Source organism: Microbacterium sp. JZ37, assembly GCF_035188445.1.
Lineage (GTDB): Bacteria > Actinomycetota > Actinomycetes > Actinomycetales > Microbacteriaceae > Microbacterium > Microbacterium barkeri.
The window spans coordinates 1,153,912-1,175,977 of record NZ_CP045253.1; the positions used below are offsets into that span (position 1 = coordinate 1,153,912).

General features: G+C 71.3%; 18 protein-coding genes. 9 read left to right on the forward strand and 9 right to left on the reverse strand.

Annotation, left to right across the window (positions count from 1 at the left end):
- The first annotated feature begins 99 nt into the window (after positions 1-99).
- Complete coding sequence (locus GC092_RS05165; protein WP_271172787.1) at positions 100-495, forward strand: histidine kinase; 396 nt, start codon at positions 100-102, stop codon at positions 493-495.
- Here the strand turns inward: GC092_RS05165 and GC092_RS05170 are convergent.
- Genes GC092_RS05170 through GC092_RS05180 form a run of 3 tightly spaced genes read right to left on the reverse strand, consistent with a single transcriptional unit; the run spans position 471 to position 1,956 of the window.
- Entirely contained in the window at positions 471-1,226 is a 756-nt protein-coding gene (locus GC092_RS05170) for an EI24 domain-containing protein (protein ID WP_324014302.1), read from the reverse strand. The two genes, GC092_RS05165 and GC092_RS05170, sit on opposite strands and share 25 nt — an antisense overlap.
- Positions 1,227-1,260: 34 nt before the next feature.
- A complete protein-coding gene (locus GC092_RS05175; protein WP_271172785.1) occupies positions 1,261-1,470 on the reverse strand; it encodes a helix-turn-helix domain-containing protein in 210 nt (69 codons plus the stop codon).
- Positions 1,471-1,956, reverse strand: a complete 486-nt coding sequence (locus GC092_RS05180; protein WP_324014303.1) for a DUF2975 domain-containing protein — start codon at positions 1,954-1,956, stop codon at positions 1,471-1,473.
- A gap of 180 nt (positions 1,957-2,136) precedes the next feature.
- Between GC092_RS05180 and GC092_RS05185 the strand changes: the two genes are divergently transcribed.
- The 6 genes from GC092_RS05185 (at position 2,137) to GC092_RS05210 (ending at position 10,968) form a co-directional block, all read left to right on the forward strand.
- Entirely contained in the window at positions 2,137-4,662 is a 2,526-nt protein-coding gene (locus tag GC092_RS05185; RefSeq protein ID WP_324014304.1) for an ATP-dependent Clp protease ATP-binding subunit, read from the forward strand.
- 223 nt (positions 4,663-4,885) lie between these two features.
- Positions 4,886-5,962 (forward strand): 3-deoxy-7-phosphoheptulonate synthase, encoded by a 1,077-nt coding sequence (locus GC092_RS05190; protein ID WP_324014305.1) that lies wholly within the window; start codon positions 4,886-4,888, stop codon positions 5,960-5,962.
- 9 nt (positions 5,963-5,971) lie between these two features.
- The gene (locus GC092_RS05195) at positions 5,972-6,919 is read left to right on the forward strand and encodes a nucleoside hydrolase (protein ID WP_324014306.1); all 948 of its coding nucleotides are present in this window, start codon (positions 5,972-5,974) and stop codon (positions 6,917-6,919) included.
- A 279-nt stretch (positions 6,920-7,198) separates the two neighbouring features.
- Positions 7,199-8,200 carry an ABC transporter permease gene (locus GC092_RS05200; protein ID WP_324014307.1) on the forward strand — a complete coding sequence of 334 codons (1,002 nt, stop codon included), beginning with the start codon at positions 7,199-7,201 and terminating at the stop codon, positions 8,198-8,200.
- A 10-nt stretch (positions 8,201-8,210) separates the two neighbouring features.
- The gene (locus GC092_RS05205; RefSeq protein ID WP_271172779.1) at positions 8,211-9,176 is read left to right on the forward strand and encodes a carbohydrate ABC transporter permease; all 966 of its coding nucleotides are present in this window, start codon (positions 8,211-8,213) and stop codon (positions 9,174-9,176) included.
- 28 nt (positions 9,177-9,204) lie between these two features.
- Positions 9,205-10,968: a type 2 periplasmic-binding domain-containing protein gene (locus GC092_RS05210; protein ID WP_324014308.1), complete on the forward strand. Its 1,764-nt coding sequence runs from the start codon at positions 9,205-9,207 to the stop codon at positions 10,966-10,968.
- Positions 10,969-11,039: 71 nt separating this feature from the next.
- On the opposite strand, the gene GC092_RS05215 is transcribed toward GC092_RS05210, so the two are convergent.
- The 3 genes from GC092_RS05215 to GC092_RS05225 all read right to left on the reverse strand — a co-directional run bounded on the left by GC092_RS05215 (position 11,040) and on the right by GC092_RS05225 (position 13,508).
- Positions 11,040-11,642 (reverse strand): DUF624 domain-containing protein, encoded by a 603-nt coding sequence (locus GC092_RS05215; RefSeq protein ID WP_324014309.1) that lies wholly within the window; start codon positions 11,640-11,642, stop codon positions 11,040-11,042.
- Between the two features lie 97 nt (positions 11,643-11,739).
- On the reverse strand, positions 11,740-12,489 hold the full coding sequence (locus GC092_RS05220; protein WP_374727774.1) for a sulfite exporter TauE/SafE family protein: 750 nt from the start codon (positions 12,487-12,489) through the stop codon (positions 11,740-11,742).
- Positions 12,489-13,508 carry an NYN domain-containing protein gene (locus GC092_RS05225; protein WP_324014310.1) on the reverse strand — a complete coding sequence of 340 codons (1,020 nt, stop codon included), beginning with the start codon at positions 13,506-13,508 and terminating at the stop codon, positions 12,489-12,491. Before GC092_RS05225 ends, GC092_RS05220 begins: the two co-directional genes overlap by 1 nt.
- Before the next feature lie 195 nt (positions 13,509-13,703).
- Between GC092_RS05225 and GC092_RS05230 the strand changes: the two genes are divergently transcribed.
- On the forward strand, positions 13,704-16,178 hold the full coding sequence (locus GC092_RS05230; RefSeq protein ID WP_416383294.1) for a rhamnogalacturonan lyase: 2,475 nt from the start codon (positions 13,704-13,706) through the stop codon (positions 16,176-16,178).
- Between the two features lie 60 nt (positions 16,179-16,238).
- On the opposite strand, the gene xylB is transcribed toward GC092_RS05230, so the two are convergent.
- The 3 genes from xylB to GC092_RS05245 are packed head-to-tail and all read right to left on the reverse strand — an operon-like array spanning position 16,239 to position 19,610.
- Positions 16,239-17,630: a xylulokinase gene (gene xylB / locus GC092_RS05235; protein ID WP_324014311.1), complete on the reverse strand. Its 1,392-nt coding sequence runs from the start codon at positions 17,628-17,630 to the stop codon at positions 16,239-16,241.
- Between the two features lie 11 nt (positions 17,631-17,641).
- Positions 17,642-18,832 (reverse strand): xylose isomerase, encoded by a 1,191-nt coding sequence (gene xylA, locus GC092_RS05240; protein ID WP_282978627.1) that lies wholly within the window; start codon positions 18,830-18,832, stop codon positions 17,642-17,644.
- 49 nt (positions 18,833-18,881) lie between these two features.
- Positions 18,882-19,610 carry an alpha/beta hydrolase gene (locus tag GC092_RS05245; protein ID WP_324014312.1) on the reverse strand — a complete coding sequence of 243 codons (729 nt, stop codon included), beginning with the start codon at positions 19,608-19,610 and terminating at the stop codon, positions 18,882-18,884.
- Positions 19,611-19,666: 56 nt separating this feature from the next.
- On the opposite strand from GC092_RS05245, the gene GC092_RS05250 reads away from it, so the two are divergent.
- Positions 19,667-22,000 (forward strand): glycosyl hydrolase family 95 catalytic domain-containing protein, encoded by a 2,334-nt coding sequence (locus GC092_RS05250; protein ID WP_324014313.1) that lies wholly within the window; start codon positions 19,667-19,669, stop codon positions 21,998-22,000.
- The last annotated feature ends 66 nt before the right edge of the window (positions 22,001-22,066 follow it).

Sequence of the window (22,066 nt, forward strand, 5' to 3'; positions counted from 1 at the left end):
GTTAACAATTGTCATACACGCGAGGTTCTCGGGCAAGGGTTTTTTCTGTCCGTTCCCTGATCGTGCGTGCGGTGTGAGGCACGGGGAGCGAGGAGAGCCATGGCCACCAGCGCGACCGCACGGACGGCTGCCGTGCTCGTCGGACTCGAGGCGGTGGGCGTGCTCGCCCTCGCCGGCTGGCAGGTGCTCGCCCTCGGCTCGGCGGATGTCGCCTCGATGCCCAGCGCGATCGCCCTCCTCCTGCTCACGCTCGTCGGCGCCCTCGCCGTGGGCGCCTTCGCGCGCGGCATCGCACGGGGTCTGTCCTGGGGACGATCCGGCGCGATCGTCGTGCAGCTGCTCATCATCGCGGTCGCGATCGGCGCCGCGACGGGGGAGTACGCGCACGTCGCCGTCGCGGTCGGCCTCGCGGTCCCGGCCGCGATCGTGCTCGCCGTCCTGCTCTTCGCCGCCCGCGATGCCGGGCGGGCTCAGCCCCGCGCGCTCGACGACTGAGCGGAGCGCCGCTCGAGGAGCGTGTGCGCGAGGAGCGTGCTGCCGGCGACGGCGGCCGGCATCGCGACGATCGCGCCCAGGGGCACGAGCAGGCACACGTGCGTCGCCATCCCGAATCCCGCGACCCGTGCGCGGGAGCCGCGCCGCAGGGCCCGTCGCTCCTGCGCCCCGATGCCTCGCGCAGACAGCGCACGGGCCGTGAGCTCGTCGGAGAGCACCCAGCCGGAGAGCGCGGCTCCGACGACGGCGGCGAGCGGTGCGCCGACCACCGGGACGAACCCGAGCGCGACGCTCGCGACGGCGATCGCGAGCCCGCGGGCGATGAGCGACGCGCTGTCTGCGACCGATCGCCAGAAGCCGTACGCGCTCTCGGGAACGGAGCCCGTGCGCGCGGCCTCGACCGAGCGCCAGACCCGGTCGTAGAAGGGCTCGCCCACGAGCAGGGTGAGGGCGGTGAACGTCGTCACCGCCACCACGAGTCCACCCGCGAGCACGGCGGCGCCGATGAGCACGCGCACGAGGATGGTCCAGATCGCGGCCCAGTCCTCCGCCCAGGGGGTGAGGCCCTCGGCGATCGCGGGAAGGAGCGCTCCGAGGGTGATGAGCGCGGCTGCCATCGCCGCGCCGACGATCGCGGCGGGGATGAGCGCGGCCGCCATCACGCGCGGATCTCGCCGCCACCAGCCGAACCCCTCCAGCAGCGTGCGCACGCCCGCCCAGAACTCGCTCATGCGTCCATGAAAGCAAACGCCGTGCGCCGCGGGCTCACTCCTCGGGCTCCCAGCGGAGCAGATCGCCCGGCTGGCACTCGAGCGCCTCGCACAGCGCGTCGAGCGTGGCGAAGCGGACGGCCTTGGCGCGTCCGTTCTTGAGCACGGCGAGGTTGGTGGGGGTGATGCCGATCCGCTCGGCGAGCGCGCCGACGGACATCTTCCGGCGGGCGAGCATGACGTCGATGTCCACGATGATCGGCACTCAGATCACCTCGCCGAGCTCGTCCCGCAGGGCCTGCGCCTCGTGCTCGCGCGCGATCGCCTGCCGCAGCAGCGCCTTCATGACGACGACGAGCAGCGCCATCCCTCCGAGGACGAGCGACGCACCGCAGACGAGGCCGACGAGACCCGGGGCCGCGCTGCCCGGGGCGAGGAGGATCGCGAGCGCGAAGGCGAGCAGGGCGGCCGCGGCGATCGCCCCGATGATGACGTCGACGTAGCGGAAGGACGACTCCGAGAAGATCGAGCCGCGCCGGACCCTGGTGAGGAGCTGCCACACGCACACCCCGAAGACCTGCATCGTCGCGACGCCGAGCCCGAGGATGACCACGAAGGCGACCCGCGATGCGGTCTCCACGCCCTCGAGGTCGACCCAGATCAGCGGGAGGAGGAACGCCTGCACGACGACCGAGCCCGCAAGGGCGAGGGCGATGACGACGCGCAGGATGAGGATCGTCGCTCTGCTCACGGTCGCTCCGTTCGTTGAATCACAGCGGAAATCTATCGATAGTCGTTCGATTGTGCAAGTCGCTCGACAGATTCTTGCGGGCGGGAATAGCGCGCACGGGATCGCGTTGATCTTGATAGACTCCGACTCAAGTTCCATACTTGATAGGGAACGACGCAACTTTCAAGGAGATGCCGGGACATGCCCGAGAACAACTTCCCCCAGGATGGGCCGAGCTCGTTCGACGAGTTCCTCGCGCGCTATCTGCAGGGCGAGCGTGCTCGCGCGAGCCGCTCGATCGATCTCAGCCGCTTCCTCAGCTCGCGCACGCAGGAACTCCTGCAGCGGGCGGGGCGCTACGCCCTCGGTCGCGGGCAGCTCGAGCTCGACGCGCTGCACGTCCTCCACGTGCTCGTCGGCGACCCGACCGTCGCCGACGCGATCTCGCGCGTCGGCGGAGACCCCGAGGCGATCGCACGGGAGGCCGAGGAGCGCCTTCCGCGCGAGGGTGCCTCGGCCCACGTCGACGCCGCCGCGGTGACGGCGGCCGTGCAGCGGGCGCTGTTCCACGCGTTCCAGGTCGCGCGCTCGTCTGGCTCGACCTATGTGGACCCCGAGCACCTCTTCTTCGCCCTCGTGCTCGCACAGGACACGCCCGCCGGGCAGATCCTCGCACGCTCGGGCGTGACCGCGGAGGCCCTCACCCAGGGCGCGCGCGAGAGCGTGGACCCGCAGGCCGCGCCCGAGCAGGGTGCAGGGCGGACCGCGGGCGGATCGATGCTCGAGAAGTACGGCACCGACCTCACGGCGCTCGCGCGGGACGGCGCGCTCGACCCGGTCATCGGCCGCGCCGACGAGATCGAGCAGACGATCGAGATCCTCTCGCGCCGGACGAAGAACAACCCCGTGCTCGTGGGCGAGGCCGGCGTCGGCAAGACCGCCGTCGTCGAGGGCCTCGCGTCCGCCATCGTCGCGGGAGCCGTTCCGGAGCAGCTGCGGAACCGCCGGGTCGTCGCACTCGACCTCCCCGCGATGCTCGCGGGCACGCGCTACCGCGGCGACTTCGAGGAGCGCCTGACGAAGACGATGGAGGAGGTCGCCGCGCAGAAGGGCGAGCTCATCCTCTTCATCGACGAGATCCACACCCTCGTGGGCGCCGGCGGCGGGGGAGAGGGAGCCATGGACGCGGGCAACATCCTCAAGCCGCGTCTCGCTCGCGGAGACCTGCACCTCGTCGGCGCGACGACGCTCTCCGAGTACCGCAAGATCGAGAAGGACGCCGCGCTCGAGCGCCGCTTCCAGCCCGTGCGGGTCGGCGAGCCGTCGCCCGCGGACGCGATCGCGATCCTCGAGGGGCTCCGCCCGGCGTACGAGGAGCACCACCGTGTCACCTACACCGACGACGCGCTGCGGGCGGCCGTCGAGCTGAGCGACCGCTATCTGTCCGACCGCGTGCTGCCGGACAAGGCGATCGACCTCATCGACCAGGCCGGCGCCCGCGTGCGGCTGCGTCTGGGCGCTCCCGTCGACACGCAGGAGCTCGTCGCGCGTCTCGCCGAGCTCGAGGCGGAGAAGAACGCCGCGGTGTCGGCCGAGCACTACGAGGAGGCCTCCCGCATCCGCGACGAGATCGCGACCGTGCAGGCGCGCCTCGCCGATGCCACCTCGGCCGACGGAGCCGGCCGCGCGATCGTCGACGAGCCTGAGATCGCGGCCGTCATCAGCCGCGCCACCGGGATCCCCGTGAACCGCCTCACCGAGAGCGAGCGCGAGCGTCTCGCCGGTCTCGAGGAGGAGCTGCACGCCCGCGTGATCGGCCAGGACGATGCGGTGACGGCGGTCGCCAAGGCCGTCCGCCGCAGTCGCACGGGCATGGGCGACGCCCGCCGCCCGGTCGGGTCGTTCCTCTTCCTCGGGCCGACCGGCGTCGGGAAGACCGAGCTGGCGAAGGCGCTCGCGGCGAGCCTGTTCGACGACGAGAGCGCCGTGGTGCGCTTCGACATGAGCGAGTTCGGCGAGCGGCACACCGTCTCGCGCCTCGTCGGGGCCCCTCCGGGATACGTCGGATACGACGAGGCCGGTCAGCTCACGGAGCGCGTGCGGCGCAACCCGTACTCGATCGTGCTCTTCGACGAGATCGAGAAGGCGCACCCCGACGTGTTCAACCTGCTCCTGCAGGTGCTCGACGACGGGCGGCTCACCGACGGGCAGGGGCGCACCGTCGACTTCCGCAACACGGTCGTCGTGATGACCTCGAACCTCGGCTCGGAGTTCCTGACCTCGCGCTCGGGCGCGATCGGCTTCTCGGCCGCGGGGCGCGAGTTCGACGAGAAGGATCTGCGCGACCGCGTGATGGGGCGGCTGCGCGAGTCGATGCGCCCCGAGTTCCTCAACCGCATCGACGAGATCGTGCTCTTCCGCAAGCTCGACGAGCAGCAGCTCGCGCAGATCGTGCACCTGCTGCTGGGGGCGACCCGCGCGCGGCTGGCCGCGCGCGATATCGCCCTCGAGGCGACCGATGCCGCGGTGGCGTGGCTCGCCCGCAACGGCTACGAGCCCGAGTTCGGCGCTCGGCCGCTGCGCCGTCTCATCCAGCGCGAGGTGGACGACCGCATCGCGGATCTGCTCGTGACGGGGGAGCTCGCGGACGGCGGCTCGGTCACGGTCGATGCGATCGACGACGGTCTCGTCGTCCGTGCGGAGCGGATGGCTCCGGCAGCCGCGTGAGAGATCGGAGGGCGGACGGGGCGACCCGCCCGCCCTCCGTGCACTAGAGTGGCGGCATGACAACCCGTTGGTATGCGTATGACGAGTCGGCTCCGGAGGGGCCGTCGCGGATGTAGCGTGCCGACACCTCCAGAGCCGACAGGGCAGAGCGATCGCTCTGCCCTTCGCCGTATCGGCGGGCTCTGCGCAAGAGGGTCCGCCCCGACCAGGGACAGGACCTGCCATGGACACCATCGAGGCCGCATCCGACATCCACGTCGCCTCGTTCACGACCCTCCCGAGCCCCGCTGAGATCGCCGCAGAGCTGCCCGGCGCCGACAGCGCCCCCTTCGTCGGCGCCGCGCGCGAGGCCGTCCGCTCGGTGATGACCGGAGACGATCCTCGCCTGCTCGTCGTCGTCGGCCCGTGCTCGATCCACGACCCGGCCGCGGGGCTCGACTACGCCGCACGGCTCGCGGAGGAGGCCCGGCGCCACGACGAGGATCTCCTCGTCGTCATGCGGACCTACTTCGAGAAGCCCCGCACGACGGTCGGCTGGAAGGGCCTCATCAACGATCCGCACCTCGACGGAAGCCATGACATCGCGACCGGACTGCGTCTCGCCCGCCGCTTCCTCCGCGACGTCACCGCGCTCGGTCTGCCCTGCGCGACCGAGTTCCTCGAGCCGATCAGCCCGCAGTACATCGCCGACCTCGTCACGTGGGGAGCGATCGGCGCGCGCACGACCGAGAGTCAGATCCACCGACAGCTCGCCTCCGGCCTGTCCATGCCGATCGGGTTCAAGAACGGGATGGACGGCGGCATCCAGGTTGCGATCGACGCGGCCCGGGCGGCGGCCGCACCGCAGGCGTTCCTCGGAATCGGCGCTGACGGCCGCGCGAGTCTCGTCGCGACGACCGGCAACCCCGACACCTCGGTGATCCTGCGCGGAGGGGCGGACGGCCCGAACCACGGCCCCGAGCACGTGCAGGCCGCGGCCTCGCGCCTCGCAGCTGCCGGTCTCGCGCCGCGTCTCGTCGTCGACGCGAGCCACGGGAACAGCGGGAAGGACCACGTGCGGCAGTTCGCGGTGGCCGGCGAGATCGCCGAGCAGGTCGCCGCGGGCGGCGCGATCGCGGGTGTCATGCTCGAGAGCAATCTCGTCGCGGGCGCGCAGCCGCTGGACGTCGCCCGCGGACCCGCCGGGCTCGTCTACGGTCAGAGCGTCACGGATGCATGCCTGTCCTGGGAGACCACGGTCGACGCGCTCGGCCTGCTGGCGGCAGCCGCGCGCGCGAGGCGGGGCGGACGCGCCGGGTAGGCTCGAGCGGTGACGACCAAGATCGTGCTCGACGTCGACACCGGCATCGACGACGCCCTGGCCATCCTCACGGCGTGCCGGGCGCCCGAGATCGAGCTGCTCGCGTGCACGGCGACCTGGGGCAACATCGATGTCGCGCAGGCCGCGCGGAACACCGCGTACGTGCTCGACATCGCGGGGCGCTCCGACGTCCCGGTTGCCGCGGGGGCCGCCGGTCCGTATGACGGGACGGCGCCGGAGTTCTCGACGGCGGTCCACGGTGCCGATGGGCAGGGCGGCAGGGCGGACCTCGATTTCGCGCCGGTCCTCGCGCGCGAGAGCGCGGTCGATCTGCTGCTGCGGCTCAGCCGCGAGCACGCGCACGAGCTCGAGATCGTCGCGGTCGGGCCGCTCACGAACCTCGCGCTCGCCCTGGACGCGGATCCCGATCTTCCGTCCCGCGTGCGCGCCGTGACGATCATGGGCGGCGCGTCGTTCGTCCCCGGCAACGTCACCCCGGGGGCCGAGGCGAACATCTGGCACGATCCCGAGGCGGCCCAGCGCGTGTTCGACGCCGCGTGGCCCGTCACGATGGTGGGCCTCGACGTCACGATGCGCACGCTCCTCACCGAGGAGCATCGCGCGCGCCTCGCCGCGGGCGGCCGCGCCGGGCGCTACGCGGCAGACATCCTCGACCACTACTTCGGGTACTACGCGCAGGTGACCGGCGAGCGCACCTCGGCGAACCACGACGCGCTCGCGGTCGCGGTCGGGTGCGGGCTCGTGTCGACCGTCGGCGCGCCCGTCGTGCACGTCGAGGTCGACACGACGCACGGTCCGAGCCGCGGTCGCACGGTGGCCGATCTGCGCGGCATGTGGCGCGGATGGCCCGAGGTCGACGGCGCGCGCCATCGGGTCGTGCTCGAGGTCGAGCCGGGCTTCGAGGACCGGATGGTGGATCTCATCGCGAGCGCCTGACCGCGCTCCGCAGCCCGCCGCGACCCGCCTCGGACGGGTTTCGCGGAGCGCTTCGACAACTGACGGTCGATCGAGCCAGGGCGGCGATGTCGCCTCGCGCCGTGAGTCCCGCGTGATTCCGGGCTTGATCGCGCCTATCGTGTGCGCTCGCCACATTTGCCCTTGACGCCCGCGACGTCTCTGCGTAGCTTTATCGAAGCGATTCGACTGTTCCTCGGAAGAGGGCACGTCGCGGGTCACACGAAGGAGTGAGATGAGCCGGTGCAGAGGAGGCGCGCGATGAGCGTGCTCACGGAGGTCGGAAGCGCGGCTCCGGAGACCGCGTCTCTCGCCGCAGGTGCCGGCGGGCCGCGCGGGCGGTCGCGGGCGCGGCGGCGCGGTCGGCGCACGTCGTTCGGGATGTTCCTGTGCATCGTGCCGTTCATGGTGCTGATCTTCCTGTTCTCGTACTTCCCGCTGTACGGGTGGATCTACTCCCTGTACGACTACCGGCCGGCGCTCGGGCTCGCCGGGAGCGAGTTCGTCGGCCTGCAGTGGTTCGAGCTCATGTTCAACTCGCCCGCGCAGATCGCGCAGATCGGGCAGGTGCTCACCAACACGCTCGCGATGAGCTTCCTCGGGATCGCGACCTCGGTCCTCCCCGTCGCGTTCGCGATCTTCCTCAACGAGATCAAGGCGCCGTGGTTCCGCAACTCCGTGCAGACGCTCACGACCATGCCGAACTTCATCTCGTGGGTGCTCGTGTACATGATCGCGTTCTCCCTGTTCTCGAGCACGGGGCTCGTGAACGACGTCCTCGTCGACTCCGGCCTCATCACGGCGCCCATGAAGTTCCTCGACTCGGGCGGCGAGGGCGTCTGGATCACGATGACGCTCTGGAGTCTCTGGAAGGGACTCGGATGGGGCGCGATCATCTACCTCGCGGCCATCGCGGGCATCGACCCCTCCCTCTACGAGTCCGCCAAGCTCGACGGCGCCGGCCGCTTCCAGACGATGTGGCACATCACGGTGCCGCAGCTCATGCCGACCTACATCGTCCTGCTCATGCTCTCGATCGCGAACCTGCTCAACAACGGCATGGAGCAGTACTTCGTGTTCCAGAACGCCTTCAACAAGGAGCACATCGAGGTGCTCGACCTGTACGTCTACAACATCGGCCTGACCGGCAACAACCTGTCGATGGCGACCGCCGTCGGCATGCTCAAGAGCCTGATCTCCGTGGTCCTGCTCTTCACCGTCAACGCCATCGCCAAGCGCACGCGCGGCTCGTCGATCATCTGAGGCAGCGAACATGACCGTCACCGAGACATCCGCACTCGTCGCGCCCGGCCTCGCGCCCGATCGACGCGCGCCCCGCACCGGCAGCAGGTCGGCCGGCGACCTCGCGTTCCACATCCTGAACTACGCGATGTTCACGGTGCTCGCGATCCTCTGCGCGTACCCCTTCTACTACCTCATCATCAACTCGGTCAGTGCGAACGACGCCTCGGCTCTGGGCGATGTGCGGCTCTTCCCCGTCGGGTTCCACCTGGAGAACTACGCCGAGATCTTCCAGCTCAAGGGACTCGCGACCTCCGCGGCGGTCACCGTCGCGCGCACGGTACTCGGCACGGCGGCGACCGTGCTCGCGTCGGCCTTCCTCGGCTTCATGTTCACGCAGGAGCGGATGTGGGGCCGCAGCTTCTGGTACCGGTTCACGGTCGTGACGATGTACTTCAGCGCGGGACTCATCCCGGTCTTCATCATCGTCAAGGCGCTGGGGCTCACGAACAACTTCTGGGTCTACGTCCTGCCGTTCGTCGTCCAGCCGTTCAACATCATCCTCGTCAAGACCTACGTCGAGTCGATGCCGCGCTCGCTGCAGGAGGCGGCGGAGGTCGACGGCGCGAACATCCTGCAGGTGTTCTTCCGGGTCTACCTCCAGAACATGACCCCGATCCTCGCGACCGTCGCCATCTTCTCCGCCGTCGCCCAGTGGAACATGTTCCAGGACACCCTGATCTACATCACCGACCAGAGCCTGTACACGCTGCAGTACCAGCTGTACATGTTCCTCAATCAGGCGTCGTCGCTCGCCCAGGCGGCGCAGAACGCGGGCGGCGACCTCAGCGCGATCGCGGGTGCCGCGACGACGCAGACGGCGACCTCGATCCGCATGACCATCTCGGTGATCGTCGTGCTCCCGATCATCTTCATCTACCCGCTCTTCCAGCGGTTCTTCGTCAAGGGCATCATGCTCGGCGCCGTCAAGGGCTGACGGCCGGGCTCAGAGGAAAGGACAGGCAATGAAGCTCACCAGACTGGCCGCGGGAGTCGCGGTCGGATCCCTCGCGGTCGCGTCGCTCGCGGGCTGCTCCCTCATCACGGGCGAGCAGCCGTCCGATGCGCAGGACTCGGGCAGCGGGAGCTTCCCCGAGGCCTGGGAGGAGACGATCACGATCGACGTCTTCGACGGCCTCGCGAACTACATGGGCGTGCAGAGCGGATGGTTCGCGAAGATCGTCAAGGACAAGTTCAACATGGAGCTCAACATCATCGCCCCCAACGTCGCGGGCGGAGGCGACACGCTCTACAACACCCGCGTCTCGGCGGGCGATCTCGGCGACCTCATCATCACGGACAAGGGGGAGAAGCTCGACGAGCTCATCGAGGGCGGGCTTGTGCTCGACGCGGGCGGGTACTACGACCGGATGGAGCACGCGCCCCGGTTCGACGCCGCGGTCGACAAGCTCAACGAGGGGAAGGACGGCGTCTACGCCTTCCCGACGAGCGTCTCCTCGATCCCTCCGACGGAGTCGTCGGAGGGGCTCGAGCCGACCTTCGGCCCCTACGTCCGGTGGGACTACTACGCGGAGCTCGGCTACCCCGAGGTCGGCACGCTCGAGGACCTCCTCCCGATCCTCGCCGACATGCAGGCCGCGCATCCGACCGCCGAGAACGGGCAGCCCGTCTACGGGCTGTCCCTCTTCAAGGACTGGGACGGCAACTTCATGAACAACGCCAAGCAGCCGGCGACGTTCTACGGGTACGACGAGATGGGCTTCGCGCTGGCGAAGGCCGACGGGTCCGACTACCAGAGCATCATCGACGACGACTCCGCGTACGTGCGCTCGCTGCGCTTCTTCCACGAGGCCAACGAGCTCGGCCTGGTCGACCCCGAGTCGACCACGCAGAACTACGACACGATGTTCACGAAGTACCAGAACGGGCAGGTGCTGTTCTCGTTCTGGCCGTGGCTCGGCCAGTCGGCCTTCAACACGCCGGAGAACACCGCCGAGGGCAAGGGCTTCGGCATGGTGAACATGCAGGACCAGCAGATCTTCTCGTACGGCGCCGAGATCTACGGCGGCAAGCAGGTGCTCGCGATCGGCGCGGACGCCGAGGATCCGGAGCGCATCGCGGCCTTCATCGACTGGCTCTACTCGACAGAGGGCGCGTACGTGAACGGCAGCCAGACGGGCGCCGCGGCCGGACCGCAGGGCCTGACCTGGGAGGTCGGGGCGGACGGCGAGCCCGAGCTCACCGAGTTCGGCATGGAGGCGCTCCTGACCGGGGAGGCCGCTGTTCCGGAGGAATGGGGCGGCGGCACCTACCGAGACGGCGTGTCGGCGCTCAACGTCACGGTCGTGCTCCCCGCCGACGTCGACCCGGACACCGGCTTCCCGTACAGCTACACGTTCTGGCCGAGCTTCCAGGAGACCCAGTCGAACCCGTTCACCGAGGACTGGTCGTCGCACATGGACGGCGCGACCTCCACGATGGACTTCCTCGAGACGCACGACCAGATCCTCGTCGCCCCCGGCGGCGGGTACACGTCGCCCCCGGACACGTCGGAGATCGAGACGCTCCGCAACCAGATCAAGGCGCAGATCGTGCAGTACTCATGGCAGATGGTCTTCGCCCGCGACGACGCGGAGTTCGACGCCCTGCTCGACGACCTGCAGACCACGGTCGAGGGGCTCGGCTACGACAAGGTGCTCGCCTTCGACATGGAGAAGGCCGAGGCGCAGAACGACGCGCGCGTCGCGGTGGCCGAGCAGTTCGGCTGACCGTCTCGCGCCGGAGGGGCCGGTCCCGCGCATGGCGCGGGACCGGCCCCTCCGGCGCTGGGCGAGGGCGCTCAGTCGTGCCGTGCGAAGGCGCTGCGGAACGCGAAGGCCGCTGCGTAGGCGCCTACGGAGAACCCGATGGTGAGCAGGATGATCCAGAACGGCGGGAGCACGAAGGCCAGGCTCGCGCAGCCCGCGGGGAGGGCGAGGAGGAGAAGGGTGCGCGCGGGCTCCGCCGCCGGGAGGAGGAGTGCGCTGCGCAGGGTCTGGCGCAGGGGCTGCGCATAGCGCGCCACGAGCGCGCAGCCGTAGAGGAAGGCCGCGAAGAGCCACACGGCGCCGAGGAACGAGAGCATGCCCGCGACCGAGCCGAGCACGCTGCCGAGGGCCATCCAGAACACGCCGCTGAAGACCAGCGCAGCGGTCGGGACGCCGAAGACGAGGAGCACGACCGTGCCGCGGGCGGCGTCGCGTGCGAGCGCCGGGAAGAAGTCCGCGAGGGGGCGGCCCTGCTCGTCGTCCGAGTACCGCATCGCGACCTCGAAGAGAGCGGAGGTCGCGGCGCCGATCGTCACGACGGGAAGGCAGGCCACGAGGTACGCGACGTTGAGCCCGACGAACGTGAGGAACGTCGAGAGGCCGCTCAGGGCCCTGCCTTCGGGGTCGAGCTTCATCGCGGATCGGCCTCTCCTCGGGGGCGGCGGCCCCGGCGAACTCCTCGTCGGATTCTAGCCGGAAACCGGCGAAGCGCTTCGATTCTCCGCCGCGGCCTCAGACGAGCAGGTACACCGCGCCCGCGATCGTCAGGGCGATGACGAGCCGATCGAACACGCGCTGGTCCATCCGCGACGCGACGCGGCGGCCGACGAGAGCTCCGACGATGACGGCCGGCACGAGGACGAGGTCGAGCAGGAGCGAGCCGGGCGTGATGATGCCGAGCCCGACGGAGAACGGCAGCTTCGCGATGTTCACGATCGCGAAGAACCAGGCGGATGTGCCGAGGAACGCCTTCACGGGGAACTTCGCCGCGAGGAAGTACATCGACATCACGGGGCCCGCCGCGTTCGCCACCATGGTCGTGAATCCGCCGAGCGCGCCGTAGGTCGCCGCGGCGACCGCGCCCGACCGCGCTCCCGGCTCGGCCTCAGACCGGGCCTGGAGCCATCGGCGCCACAGCGTCACGGCGACGACGAGCAGCAGGAGGACGCCGATGACGCGCCGCACCCAGGCGTCGTCGGCGAGGGCGAGGAACGCCCAGCCTGCGACGAGACCGAGCACGACCGCGGGCGCCATCCGGACGATGACCTTCCAGTCCGCGTGCCGCCGGTACGACAGCAGCGCGAACATGTCGCCCACGATGAGGAGGATGAGCAGGGCTCCGGTCGACTCCTTGGCGGGCAGGACCGCGGCGAACAGGGCGACCGAGAGCGTCGCGCCGCCCGGCACGGCGGTCTTGGACAGGCCGACGACGAGCGCGCCGATCGCGAGCGCCGCCCAGACGATCGGGGAGAGGTCGGCGATCACGCCTTGAGCCGCACGAGGCGCTCGTGGCCCGTCTCCTCGAGCTCCGCGAGGTCCTCGCGCGACTTGAGGAAGTCGGAGAACGAGCGGTATCCGAGGGCCTTCTCGCTGAACGAGGGGTCCATGCGGCGGATGTGCTGCTTCACGGCCGAGCTGTGCAGCCATCCCGCGTCATCGCCCTTGCCCTGGCCGACGCGCAGCGCCCGCTCCAGCAGGCGCGACGCGGCCGCGTGCAGGTCCTCCGGCGGCGTCTCATCGAAGGCGAGGAACGTCTCCGGCTCCTCGGCGGGCTTGGACTTCGACGCCCGGCGCGTGCGCGGCTTCGCCTTCGGCTCGGCGTCATCCTTCGCCTCGGCCCCGGCGGCCTTCGTCGCGTCCTTCGCGCCCTCCGCCTTGTCGGCGGCCTCGCCCCTGTCATCGGTCTTCGCCTTGGCGGCGGGCTTCGCGGGCAGCTGCACGCCGGGGAGCGAGTCGTAGGGCTCGAACTCGTCGCACGCCGCGGCGAGGGACTTCGCGGTGGAGCCCGCGACGCCCACGCCGACGACGTAGCGGCCGAGGCGCCGGCAGCGCTGCGCGAGCGGCACGTAGTCGGAGTCGCCCGCGACGATCACGACGTGCGTGAGGTCGGGGAGGCGGAACATGTCCTCGACGGCGTCGACCGCGAGGCGGATGTCCGCGCCGTTCTTCGCGTACGCGGCGGCGGGGAAGAGCTGCACGAGGTCGACCGCGCGCGCGACGAGCTGCTGGCGGTAGATGGCGTTCACGGGCGACGACCAGTCGGCGTAGGCGCGCGTGAGCACGAGCGTTCCGTACGACGCCGAGTAGTCGATGACCGCGCCCACGTCGACCATCGCGCGGGACAGCTGGTCGGCGATCTCGGGATCCTGCGGGTTCTCGGCGATCCGTGCGCGGTCTCGGCTGTAGGAGTTGCGCCCGTGGACCCGGTCGTACCACGACATCACGATGTTGTCGAAGTCGAGGTAGACGGCGACCCGGCCGTCATCGTGGGTCTCGGGCACGGCGGCTCCTCAGATGGGGCGGATGGGACTCCTCCGAGCGTAGCCGCGTCGGCTGTGCGTCGCGCCGGGTGCCCATCACCCGGGTGGTGAGGGGTTGTCGGATGGCGCGCACGCCGCTACGGTCTGATGTGCGGAAAGCGTTTTCTCTTAAATCTGAAACGTTTCACATCCATCGACGACGATGAGGAGTCCGACATGACCCGACCATCCGCCCGCTGGGCCGCGCGCGCCGGCGTCGGCGCGCTGGCCGCAGCACTGGTCGCCGCGATGCCCGGCATCGCGGCGCACGCCGACGATCGAGAGCCGCCCGTGCCGCAGCTCGAGCGGCTCGACCGCGGCCTCGTCGCCGCGCGCACCGACGACGGCGTCTTCCTCAGCTGGCGCCTCCTCGCCGAGGAGACCTCGGGCGCAGGAGAGGCGGGGATGACCGGACCGGACTTCGCCGTCTACCGCGACGGCGAGCGGATCGCGACGGTGACGGACAGCACGAACCTCCTCGATCCCGAGGGCACGGCGTCCTCCGCCTACCGCGTGGCTCCCATCGTGAACGGCGTCGAGCTCGAGGCGAGCGGCAGCACCGCACCGTGGAACGGCGCCTCCGCGACGCTGCCGCTGCAGAAGCCGGCTGACGGCGTGACGCCCGCGGGCGAGGCGTACACCTACTCGGCGAACGACATGTCGGTGGGGGACATGGACGGCGACGGCGATTACGAGTACGTCGTGAAGTGGTATCCGTCGAACGCCAAGGACGTCTCGCAGGTCGGCTACACGGGGAACACGTACATCGACACCTACGAGGCCGATGGCACCCTGTTGCACCGCATCGACCTCGGCGTGAACATCCGCTCGGGTGCGCACTACACGCAGTTCATGGTCTACGACTTCGACGGCGACGGCCGCTCCGAGATCATGATGAAGACCGCGCCGGGCACGAGCGTGACCGCGCAGGGGCAGACGACCTACGTCACGATCCCGGCCGATGACGCGGCCGCCGGCGTGACGGACGCGGACGACTACCGGATGTCGGCGGCGGACTACCGCGCGCACCTCGTGGAGATGTTCCGCGGATGGAGCGAGCGCGACGAGGTCGTGTCCGGTCAGTGGCCCGCGACGCTCGAGGAGGCCTTCGGGATCGAACCGCGCTACGACTACCCCCTCTCGGAGGCCGACGCGACCGCGCTCGTCGACCACTTCATCGACGTCTATGCGCCGTCGCGGTCCGCGCGGAACCAGCTGCGGAAGTTCGAGGGCTTCGTGCTGACGGGCCCCGAGTACCTCACGGTGTTCGACGGGCTGACCGGCGCCGAGCTCGAGACGGTGGACTACAAGCCGGGCCGCGGCGACGACGGCCTGCTCTGGGGCGACTATGCCATGGCGCGGATCGAGCCGGGCAACCGCAACGACCGCTTCCTCGCGGGTGTCGCGTACCTCGACGGCGCGCACCCCTCCGCGATCTTCGCCCGCGGCTACTACACGCGCTCCACGCTCGTCGCCTACGACTGGGACGGCGAGAGCCTCTCGGAGCGCTGGTACGTCGACAGCGGGCACGCGCCCATGGCCAACCCGTTCAACGCCTCGCCGCACGGCGTGGACGGCACGGACCCCGAGTTCGGCACGCTCACGACCCAGGGATTCCACTCGCTCTCGGCGGCCGACGTCGACGGCGACGGCAGGCAGGAGATCGTGTACGGGTCGGCGACGATCGACGACGACGGGTCGCTGCTCTACAGCTCGTTCGCCGAGATGCCCGAGGGAAGCGCGGCGCCAGGGACGACGGCGCGGCTCGGGCACGGCGACGCGATGCACGTGACCGACATCCTCCCCGAGCGCAGCGGCCTCGAGATCTTCACGGTGCACGAGGGCGGCGTCTGGGCACCCTACGGATGGGCGCTCCGCGACGCCGCGACCGGCGAGGTGCTCGAGGGGGAGTACTCCGGTCGCGACACGGGACGCGGCATGGTCGGCGACGTCGATCCCGACCAGCCGGGGCTCGAGTTCTGGGCGTCGATGCCGCCCGGTTCCGGCACGCCGGTCGAGGGGCTGGGCACCAACCAGTCCATCCGCTGGGCGGCCGACATGACGACGCAGATCGTCGAGGGCTATGGCGACGAGGACGTGCGGATCGTCGACGGCTCGGGCGAGGTGCTTCTCGAGGCCGAGGGGACGCGCTCGAACAACGGCACGAAGGGCAACCCCGCCCTCGTCGCCGACGTCTTCGGCGACTGGCGCGAGGAGCTCCTCGTGCGCTCGGCGGACAGCTCCGAGATCCGGATCCACCTCTCCACCGAGGTGACGGACCGCAAGCTCACCACCCTCATGCACGAGCCCCAGTACCGTGCGGAGGTGGCGCGGCAGAACACGGCGTACAACCAGCCGAGCTACACGGGCTACCGCCTCGCCTCCGACATCGACTGGGGCGACGTGCCCGTCTACACGAGCGAGGTCGTCGCGCCGGCGCCGATCTTCGTCGACGAGGCGGGCCGCGGCCGCGACGGCTACGAGATCCCCGATGCGCACGGCGTCGCGTACTACGTCGACGGCGCCGAGGTCGCGCCCGGCTTCCATCGCGCGAAGGGCGCCGTCGAGATCGTCGCGGTGCCCGACGCGTGGTTCGCCCTCGCTCCCGAGGTCGAGTCGACGTGGGAGTTCGCGTTCCGCGCCGGTCGCTGATCCCGAAAGAGGAGGGCCGCCGCCGGCGACTGCCGGCGGCGGCCCTCCTCTGCGTCCGGGTCAGCGGCGCGCGGCGTACTGCTCGCGGATGACCGGTCGCGTGTCGACGGGGAGGGTCGCGGCGATCTGCAGCGGCCACTCCGGGCGCGTGCCGGTGAGCGCCCACGCGGCCTGGGCCGCCGCGCCGAGCGCGACGTACTCTCCCGGCTCGGGCACGACGACGGGAGCATCGAAGACCTGCGCCGCGATCGCCTGGACGGCCGCGCTCTGCGCCGCTCCGCCCACGAGGAGCACGCGCTCGGCGGCGACGCCGTGGGCGCGGATCGCGTCGAGGCCCTCCGCGAGCCCGCACAGCACGCCCTCGATCGCGGCCCTGGCGAGGTTCTCGCGGGTCGTCGAGGCGAGGGTCATTCCGAAGAGCGTCGCTGTCGCATCGGGCAGGTTGGGAGTCCGCTCGCCCTCGAACCACGGCTGCAGCACGAGCCCGCCCGCTCCCGGCTCGGCGGCGAGGGCGAGCCGCGCGAGCTCAGCGTGGTCCGCGCCGAGAAGAGCCGCGGTCGCGTCGAGGACGCGCGCCGCGTTCAGGGTCGTGACGATCGGCAGGAAGCCGCCTGCGGCATCCGCGAACCCGGCGACCGTTCCCGTCCGGTCCTGCACCGCGACATCCGTCACGGCGAACACGGTGCCGCTCGTGCCGATCGAGATCCCGATGTCGCCCGCACGGGCATCGAGGCCGAGCGCCGCGCCCGCGTTGTCGCCGGCACCGGGCGCCACGACGAAGCCGGGGCCGTCGACGTGCTCGGCGGGAGCGAGGACGCGGGGGAGCACGATCGCGTCGGCGTCGCGGCGCAGAGCGCGTGCAAGCAGGTCGCGGTCGTAGACGTCGCGCGACGGGTCGAAGTAGGCCGTGCCGCTCGCGTCGGAGCGATCGGTCACGAGCTCCTCGAGCACGGGGCCGCGCTCGCCGTCCGGTCCGAAGCCGCGCAGGCGCCAGGTGAGCCAGTCGTGCGGGAGCGCGACGGCCGCGACGCGCGCGGCGTTCTCCGGCTCATGATCCGCCAGCCACCGCAGCTTCGTCGCGGTGAAGGAGGCCACGGGGACGAGCCCCGCGCGCTCCGCGAAGGCCTCGGCGCCGACCTCCGCGGTGAGCGCGGCCGCGGCATCGGCCGAGCGCGTGTCGTTCCAGAGGAGGGCGGGGCGGATGACCTCGCCGCGCGCGTCGAGCGCGACCATGCCGTGCTGCTGCCCCGCGATCGACACCGCGTCGACGTCGGAGAGCCCGCCGGCGTCGGCGATCGCCGACTGCAGCGCGTCCCACCAGTGCCGGGGGTCGACCTCGGAGCCGTCGGGGTGCGATGCGCGGCCCGTGCGCGCGATCTCGCCGGTGGCGAGATCGCGCACGACGACCTTGCAGCTCTGCGTGGACGAGTCGATGCCCGCGACGAGAGTCATCCGCGCCGTCCTCAGCGGGCGCCGAGCAGGTGCTCGGTCGCGAGCTGCTGGAGCCGCACGAAGCCGAAGCCGTGGCCGCCCAGGTACGCGTCGGCGTCGAAGTCCTCGTACGCCGAGCGGTCGGCGAGGAGGTCGTCGTACGACTCGCCCTCGCTCAGGGTCGGCTGGCCGAGCTCGAGCACCTTCGCGCTCGCGAGCGCCTCCTGCACCTCGGGGTCGGCGCGGAAGGCGGCCGCCCGCTCCTTGAGGAGGAGGTAGGTGCGCATGTTCGCGGAGACCGAGTCCCACACGCCCGTCTCGTCCTCGGTGCGGCTGGGCTTGTAGTCGAAGTGGCGGGGGCCGTCGTAGGCGGGGACGCCGCCGGGGCCGCCGTTCTCGAGGAGGTCGACGAGCGCGAACGCGTTGTGCAGGTCGCCGTGACCGAAGACGAGGTCCTGGTCGTACTTGATGCCGCGCTGGCCGTTGAGATCGATGTGGAAGAGCTTGCCGTGGTACAGCGCCTGCGCGATGCCCGCCGCGAAGTTCAGTCCCGCCATCTGCTCGTGGCCGACCTCGGGGTTGAGGCCCACGAGCTCGGGGCGCTCGAGCGAGTCGATGAACGCGATCGCGTGGCCGAGGGTCGGGAGGAGGATGTCGCCGCGCGGCTCGTTCGGCTTCGGCTCGATCGCGAACCGGATGTCGTAGCCCTTGTCGGTGACGTAGTCGCCGAGGAGGTTGACCGCCTCGCGGTAGCGCTCGAGAGCCGCGCGGATGTCCTTCGCGGAGTCGTACTCCGCTCCCTCGCGACCGCCCCACATGACGAAGGTCTTGGCGCCGAGCTCGGCGGCGAGGTCGATGTTCCGCAGCACCTTGCGCAGCGCGAAGCGGCGCACCTGGCGGTCGTTGGAGGTGAAGCCGCCGTCCTTGAAGACGGGGGCGCTGAACAGGTTCGTCGTGACCATCGGGACGACGACGCCGGTGTCGGCGAGCGCGCCCTTGAGCCGGTCGATCTGCTTCTGCCGCTCGTCGTCGGTCGAGCCGAACGCGAACAGATCGTCGTCGTGGAACGTGAGGCCGTAGGCGCCGAGCTCGGCGAGCTTCTCGACCGCGTGCACGACGTCGAGCGCCGGTCGGGTCGGGCCGCCGAACGGGTCGGTGCCGTTGTAGCCGATGGTCCAGAGACCGAACGAGAACTTGTCGTCCTTGGTGGGTGTGAGCGACATGAGGATCCGCCTTCAGCGTCGTCGGTGAAATGTTGTGGGAATGAACATATCACCAACCCTGCTCGCGGATCCAGTCCACCGCGAGGCGTGTCCATCCCTCGAGCGGTCCGAGGCCGGTTGCGAGTCCCTTTCCGTGCGCGCCCTCCGCGAAGACGTGCAGGTCAGCGGGCACCCCGTGACGGACGAGCGCGCGGGTGTAGGCGAGGGCGTGCGTCACCGGGACCGCCTCGTCGGCGGCCGTGTGCCACAGGAACGTCGGCGGCGTGTGCTCGTCGACGAGGGCGTCGGCGTCGAGCGCCGCACGGGCGGCGATGGGCGCGTCGGGGCCGAGGAGCGCGTCGACGGAGCCCCGGTGCACGAGATCGGTCATCGAGATGACCGGGTAGCAGAGGATGGCCAGGTCGGGCCGCGCGTCGACGTCGTGCGCCGCGCGCTCCGCTGCCGTGGGAGCATTGCTGAGCGTGGCCGCGAGGTGACCGCCCGCCGAGAAGCCGAGGACGCCGATCCGCGACGCGTCGAAGGCCCCGTGCTCGCCGCGGCGGAGGGCGGCCAGGAGCGACCGGGTCGCGACGATGGGCTCGGGATGGCGCCGCGGCGCGACCGGGTAGCGGAAGACCACGGCGTTCAGTCCGGCGTCGTTCAGCCACGCCGCGACGGGCTCGGCCTCGTGGGGGGCGTGATGCGCGTAGCCGCCTCCCGGCAGCACGAGCATGAGCGGCCGGCTCTCGGGAGCCTCGGCGCGGGCGGGCAGGAAGACGATCTCGTCGGCGTGGGTCATGCTCGTTTCCTACCATCCGCGCGCACCGTATCGTGGTCCGCGTGTGCCCTGATGCGATGACGCCCGACCGCACGACCGACCCCGACGAGACCTCCCGACGCGCGCGCCGGCGCGGTGGCCGGCGGCTCGTCTTCGAGGGGGAGGCGCGCGAGTGGCTCGAGGCCCTTCCTCTCGGCAACGGCCGCATCGGCGCGATGTGCGGAGGCGGCGCGCGGGCCGTGCTGCACCTCAACGAGGAGAGCGTCTGGTCGGGAGCGCCGTGGCGAGACGAGCGGCAGCGTCCGCTCGCGCCCGAGGAATCGCAGCGCCTGCTCGCCGAGGCGCGGCGCGCCGTGCTCGAGGGCCGGCCGCGCGAGGCGGAGGAGCTGCTCCAGCGCCGTCAGTCGGGCTACAGCCAGGCGTTCCTGCCGGTCGGGTCGCTCGTCGTCGGCCCGCGCGCGGGGGCGGATCGCACTCCCGTCGTCCGCGCCCTCGACCTCGGCGCGGCCGTCCACGAGCTGCGCGCGGGCGACCAGACCGCGGAGACCTTCGTGTCGGCGGCCGACGACGTGCTCGTCCACGCGGTGTCCGGCGCCGCCGCGCCGATCGAGCTGTCGTTCTCGACGCCCCTGCGCGAGACGGCGCGCGAGGACCTCGCCGACGGCTTCGCGGCCCTTCTCGCGGCGCCCCTCGACGTCGCGCCCGGACACGAGCCCGACCTCCCCGCCGCGACGTGGCCCGACGACGGCGAGCGCACCGTCGAGGTCGCCGTCGTCGTCCGCCGCCGGGAGGAGGGGGAGCGGACCGTGTTCGCTCTCGCGATCGAGACCACGTATGCGGGGCCCACGGCCGAGCTCTCGTCGCCCGATGACGCGCTCCGCCGGGCGCACGAGCGCGTCGAGGCCGCCCTCGCGAGCGGGTACGAGCGCCTGCGGGCAGCGCACGTCCGCGCGCACGCCGAGCTCTTCGACCGCGTGCGGATCGACCTCGGGCGCGCTCCCGACGCGTCCACCTCCGAGCGTCTCGAGCGCGCGCGCAGCGCAGGCGACGTCGCCGCGGCGGATCCCGATCTCGTCGCGACGCTGTTCGACTACGGCCGGTACCTCCTGATCTCGTCCTCGCGGCCGGGTCGGCTCCCGGCGAACCTGCAGGGTCTGTGGAATGCCGAGATGCGTCCGCCGTGGAGCTCGAACTACACGCTCAACATCAACACCGAGATGAACTGCTGGGCGGCCGAGGTGACCGCTCTTCCGGAGACCGCACAGCCGCTCATCCGCTTCGTCGGCGCCCTCGCCGAGCGCGGCGCGCGGACGGCGGCGATCGACTACGGCGCGCCCGGATGGGTGGCGCACCACAACAGCGACGCGTGGGCCTTCACCGCCACGGTGGGCGCGGGGCACGGCTCTCCCTGCTGGGCGTTCTGGCCGTTCGCAGGACCGTGGCTCATCCGCCATCTGTCCGAGCACGTCGCGTTCGGCTCCGCGCCGGACGGCTTCGTCGACGGCACGCTCCGCCCGCTCGCCCGCGGCGCGGCGGAGTTCCTCCTCGCCTGGCTCGTCCGCCTGCCCGACGGCTCCCTCGGGACCGCGCCGTCGACATCCCCCGAGAACACCTTCCGGGTGGGCGGCCACGAGGTCGGCGTCGGCGCCACGAGCACGATGGACCTCGCGCTCGCGCGCGAGCTGCTCGGCACCGTCGTGACGCTCGGTCCCGACGACGACCCGCTCGTGGGCGCCGCCCGCGACGCGCTCGACGCGCTGCCCGAGGTCTCGTCGCGTGCGACCGACGAGGGCGTCCTCGAATGGGACGCCGTCGTCGATGAGGTCGACCCGCAGCATCGCCACGTCAGCCATCTCTACCCGCTCTATCCCGGCGACGCGGCCGACGAGGCCTTCGAGCGCGCGGCGGCCGTGACGCTCGACCGCCGCGGGCTCGACTCGACCGGCTGGTCGCTCGCGTGGAAGACGGCGCTCTGGGCGCGCCTCGGCCGCGCGGACCGCGTCGCGGATCTCCTGCGGCTCTTCTTCCGCGACGCGCGCGGGAGCGGCTTCGGCGAGGCGGGCGGACTCTACGCGAACCTCTTCGCAGCGCACCCGCCCTTCCAGATCGACGGGAACCTCGGGTTCACGGGCGGGTTCGCGGAGTGCCTCCTGCAGAGCCATCGCGGGCGGATCGACCTCCTGCCCGCCGTGCCGACGGCGCTCGCCTCCGGTCGGGTGGCCGGGCTCATCGCGCGGCCGGGCGTCGTCGTCGACATCGCCTGGGCGGACGGCCGTCTCGTGTCCGCGCGCCTGCGCGCGCGATCCGGGCGGGATGGCCGGATGCGGCTGCGCTGGGGCGGCCGCGAGATCGAGATCGAGGTGTCGTCGGGGGCCGACACGGTCGTGTCGGCCGCCGACTTCGACGACTGAGCGCGCGTGTCGGCGCCCGTGCGGTCGGCCCGGGGTTGAAAGGGCGGAAGGGGCGCGCTAGGGTCA

What these genes read in the sequence shown, in the direction of transcription:
- GC092_RS05210 (WP_324014308.1), top strand. Translation starts at nt 9,205, where the DNA reads ATGAAGCTCACCAGACTGGCCGCGGGAGTCGCGGTCGGATCCCTCGCG.
- GC092_RS05230 (WP_416383294.1), top strand. Translation starts at nt 13,704, where the DNA reads ATGACCCGACCATCCGCCCGCTGGGCCGCGCGCGCCGGCGTCGGCGCG.
- GC092_RS05200 (WP_324014307.1), top strand. Translation starts at nt 7,199, where the DNA reads ATGAGCGTGCTCACGGAGGTCGGAAGCGCGGCTCCGGAGACCGCGTCT.
- GC092_RS05190 (WP_324014305.1), top strand. Translation starts at nt 4,886, where the DNA reads ATGGACACCATCGAGGCCGCATCCGACATCCACGTCGCCTCGTTCACG.
- GC092_RS05185 (WP_324014304.1), top strand. Translation starts at nt 2,137, where the DNA reads ATGCCCGAGAACAACTTCCCCCAGGATGGGCCGAGCTCGTTCGACGAG.
- GC092_RS05205 (WP_271172779.1), top strand. Translation starts at nt 8,211, where the DNA reads ATGACCGTCACCGAGACATCCGCACTCGTCGCGCCCGGCCTCGCGCCC.
- GC092_RS05165 (WP_271172787.1), top strand. Translation starts at nt 100, where the DNA reads ATGGCCACCAGCGCGACCGCACGGACGGCTGCCGTGCTCGTCGGACTC.
- xylA (WP_282978627.1), bottom strand. Translation starts at nt 18,832, where the DNA reads ATGTCGCTCACACCCACCAAGGACGACAAGTTCTCGTTCGGTCTCTGG.
- GC092_RS05250 (WP_324014313.1), top strand. Translation starts at nt 19,667, where the DNA reads ATGACGCCCGACCGCACGACCGACCCCGACGAGACCTCCCGACGCGCG.
- GC092_RS05215 (WP_324014309.1), bottom strand. Translation starts at nt 11,642, where the DNA reads ATGAAGCTCGACCCCGAAGGCAGGGCCCTGAGCGGCCTCTCGACGTTC.
- xylB (WP_324014311.1), bottom strand. Translation starts at nt 17,630, where the DNA reads ATGACTCTCGTCGCGGGCATCGACTCGTCCACGCAGAGCTGCAAGGTC.
- GC092_RS05170 (WP_324014302.1), bottom strand. Translation starts at nt 1,226, where the DNA reads ATGAGCGAGTTCTGGGCGGGCGTGCGCACGCTGCTGGAGGGGTTCGGC.
- GC092_RS05245 (WP_324014312.1), bottom strand. Translation starts at nt 19,610, where the DNA reads ATGACCCACGCCGACGAGATCGTCTTCCTGCCCGCCCGCGCCGAGGCT.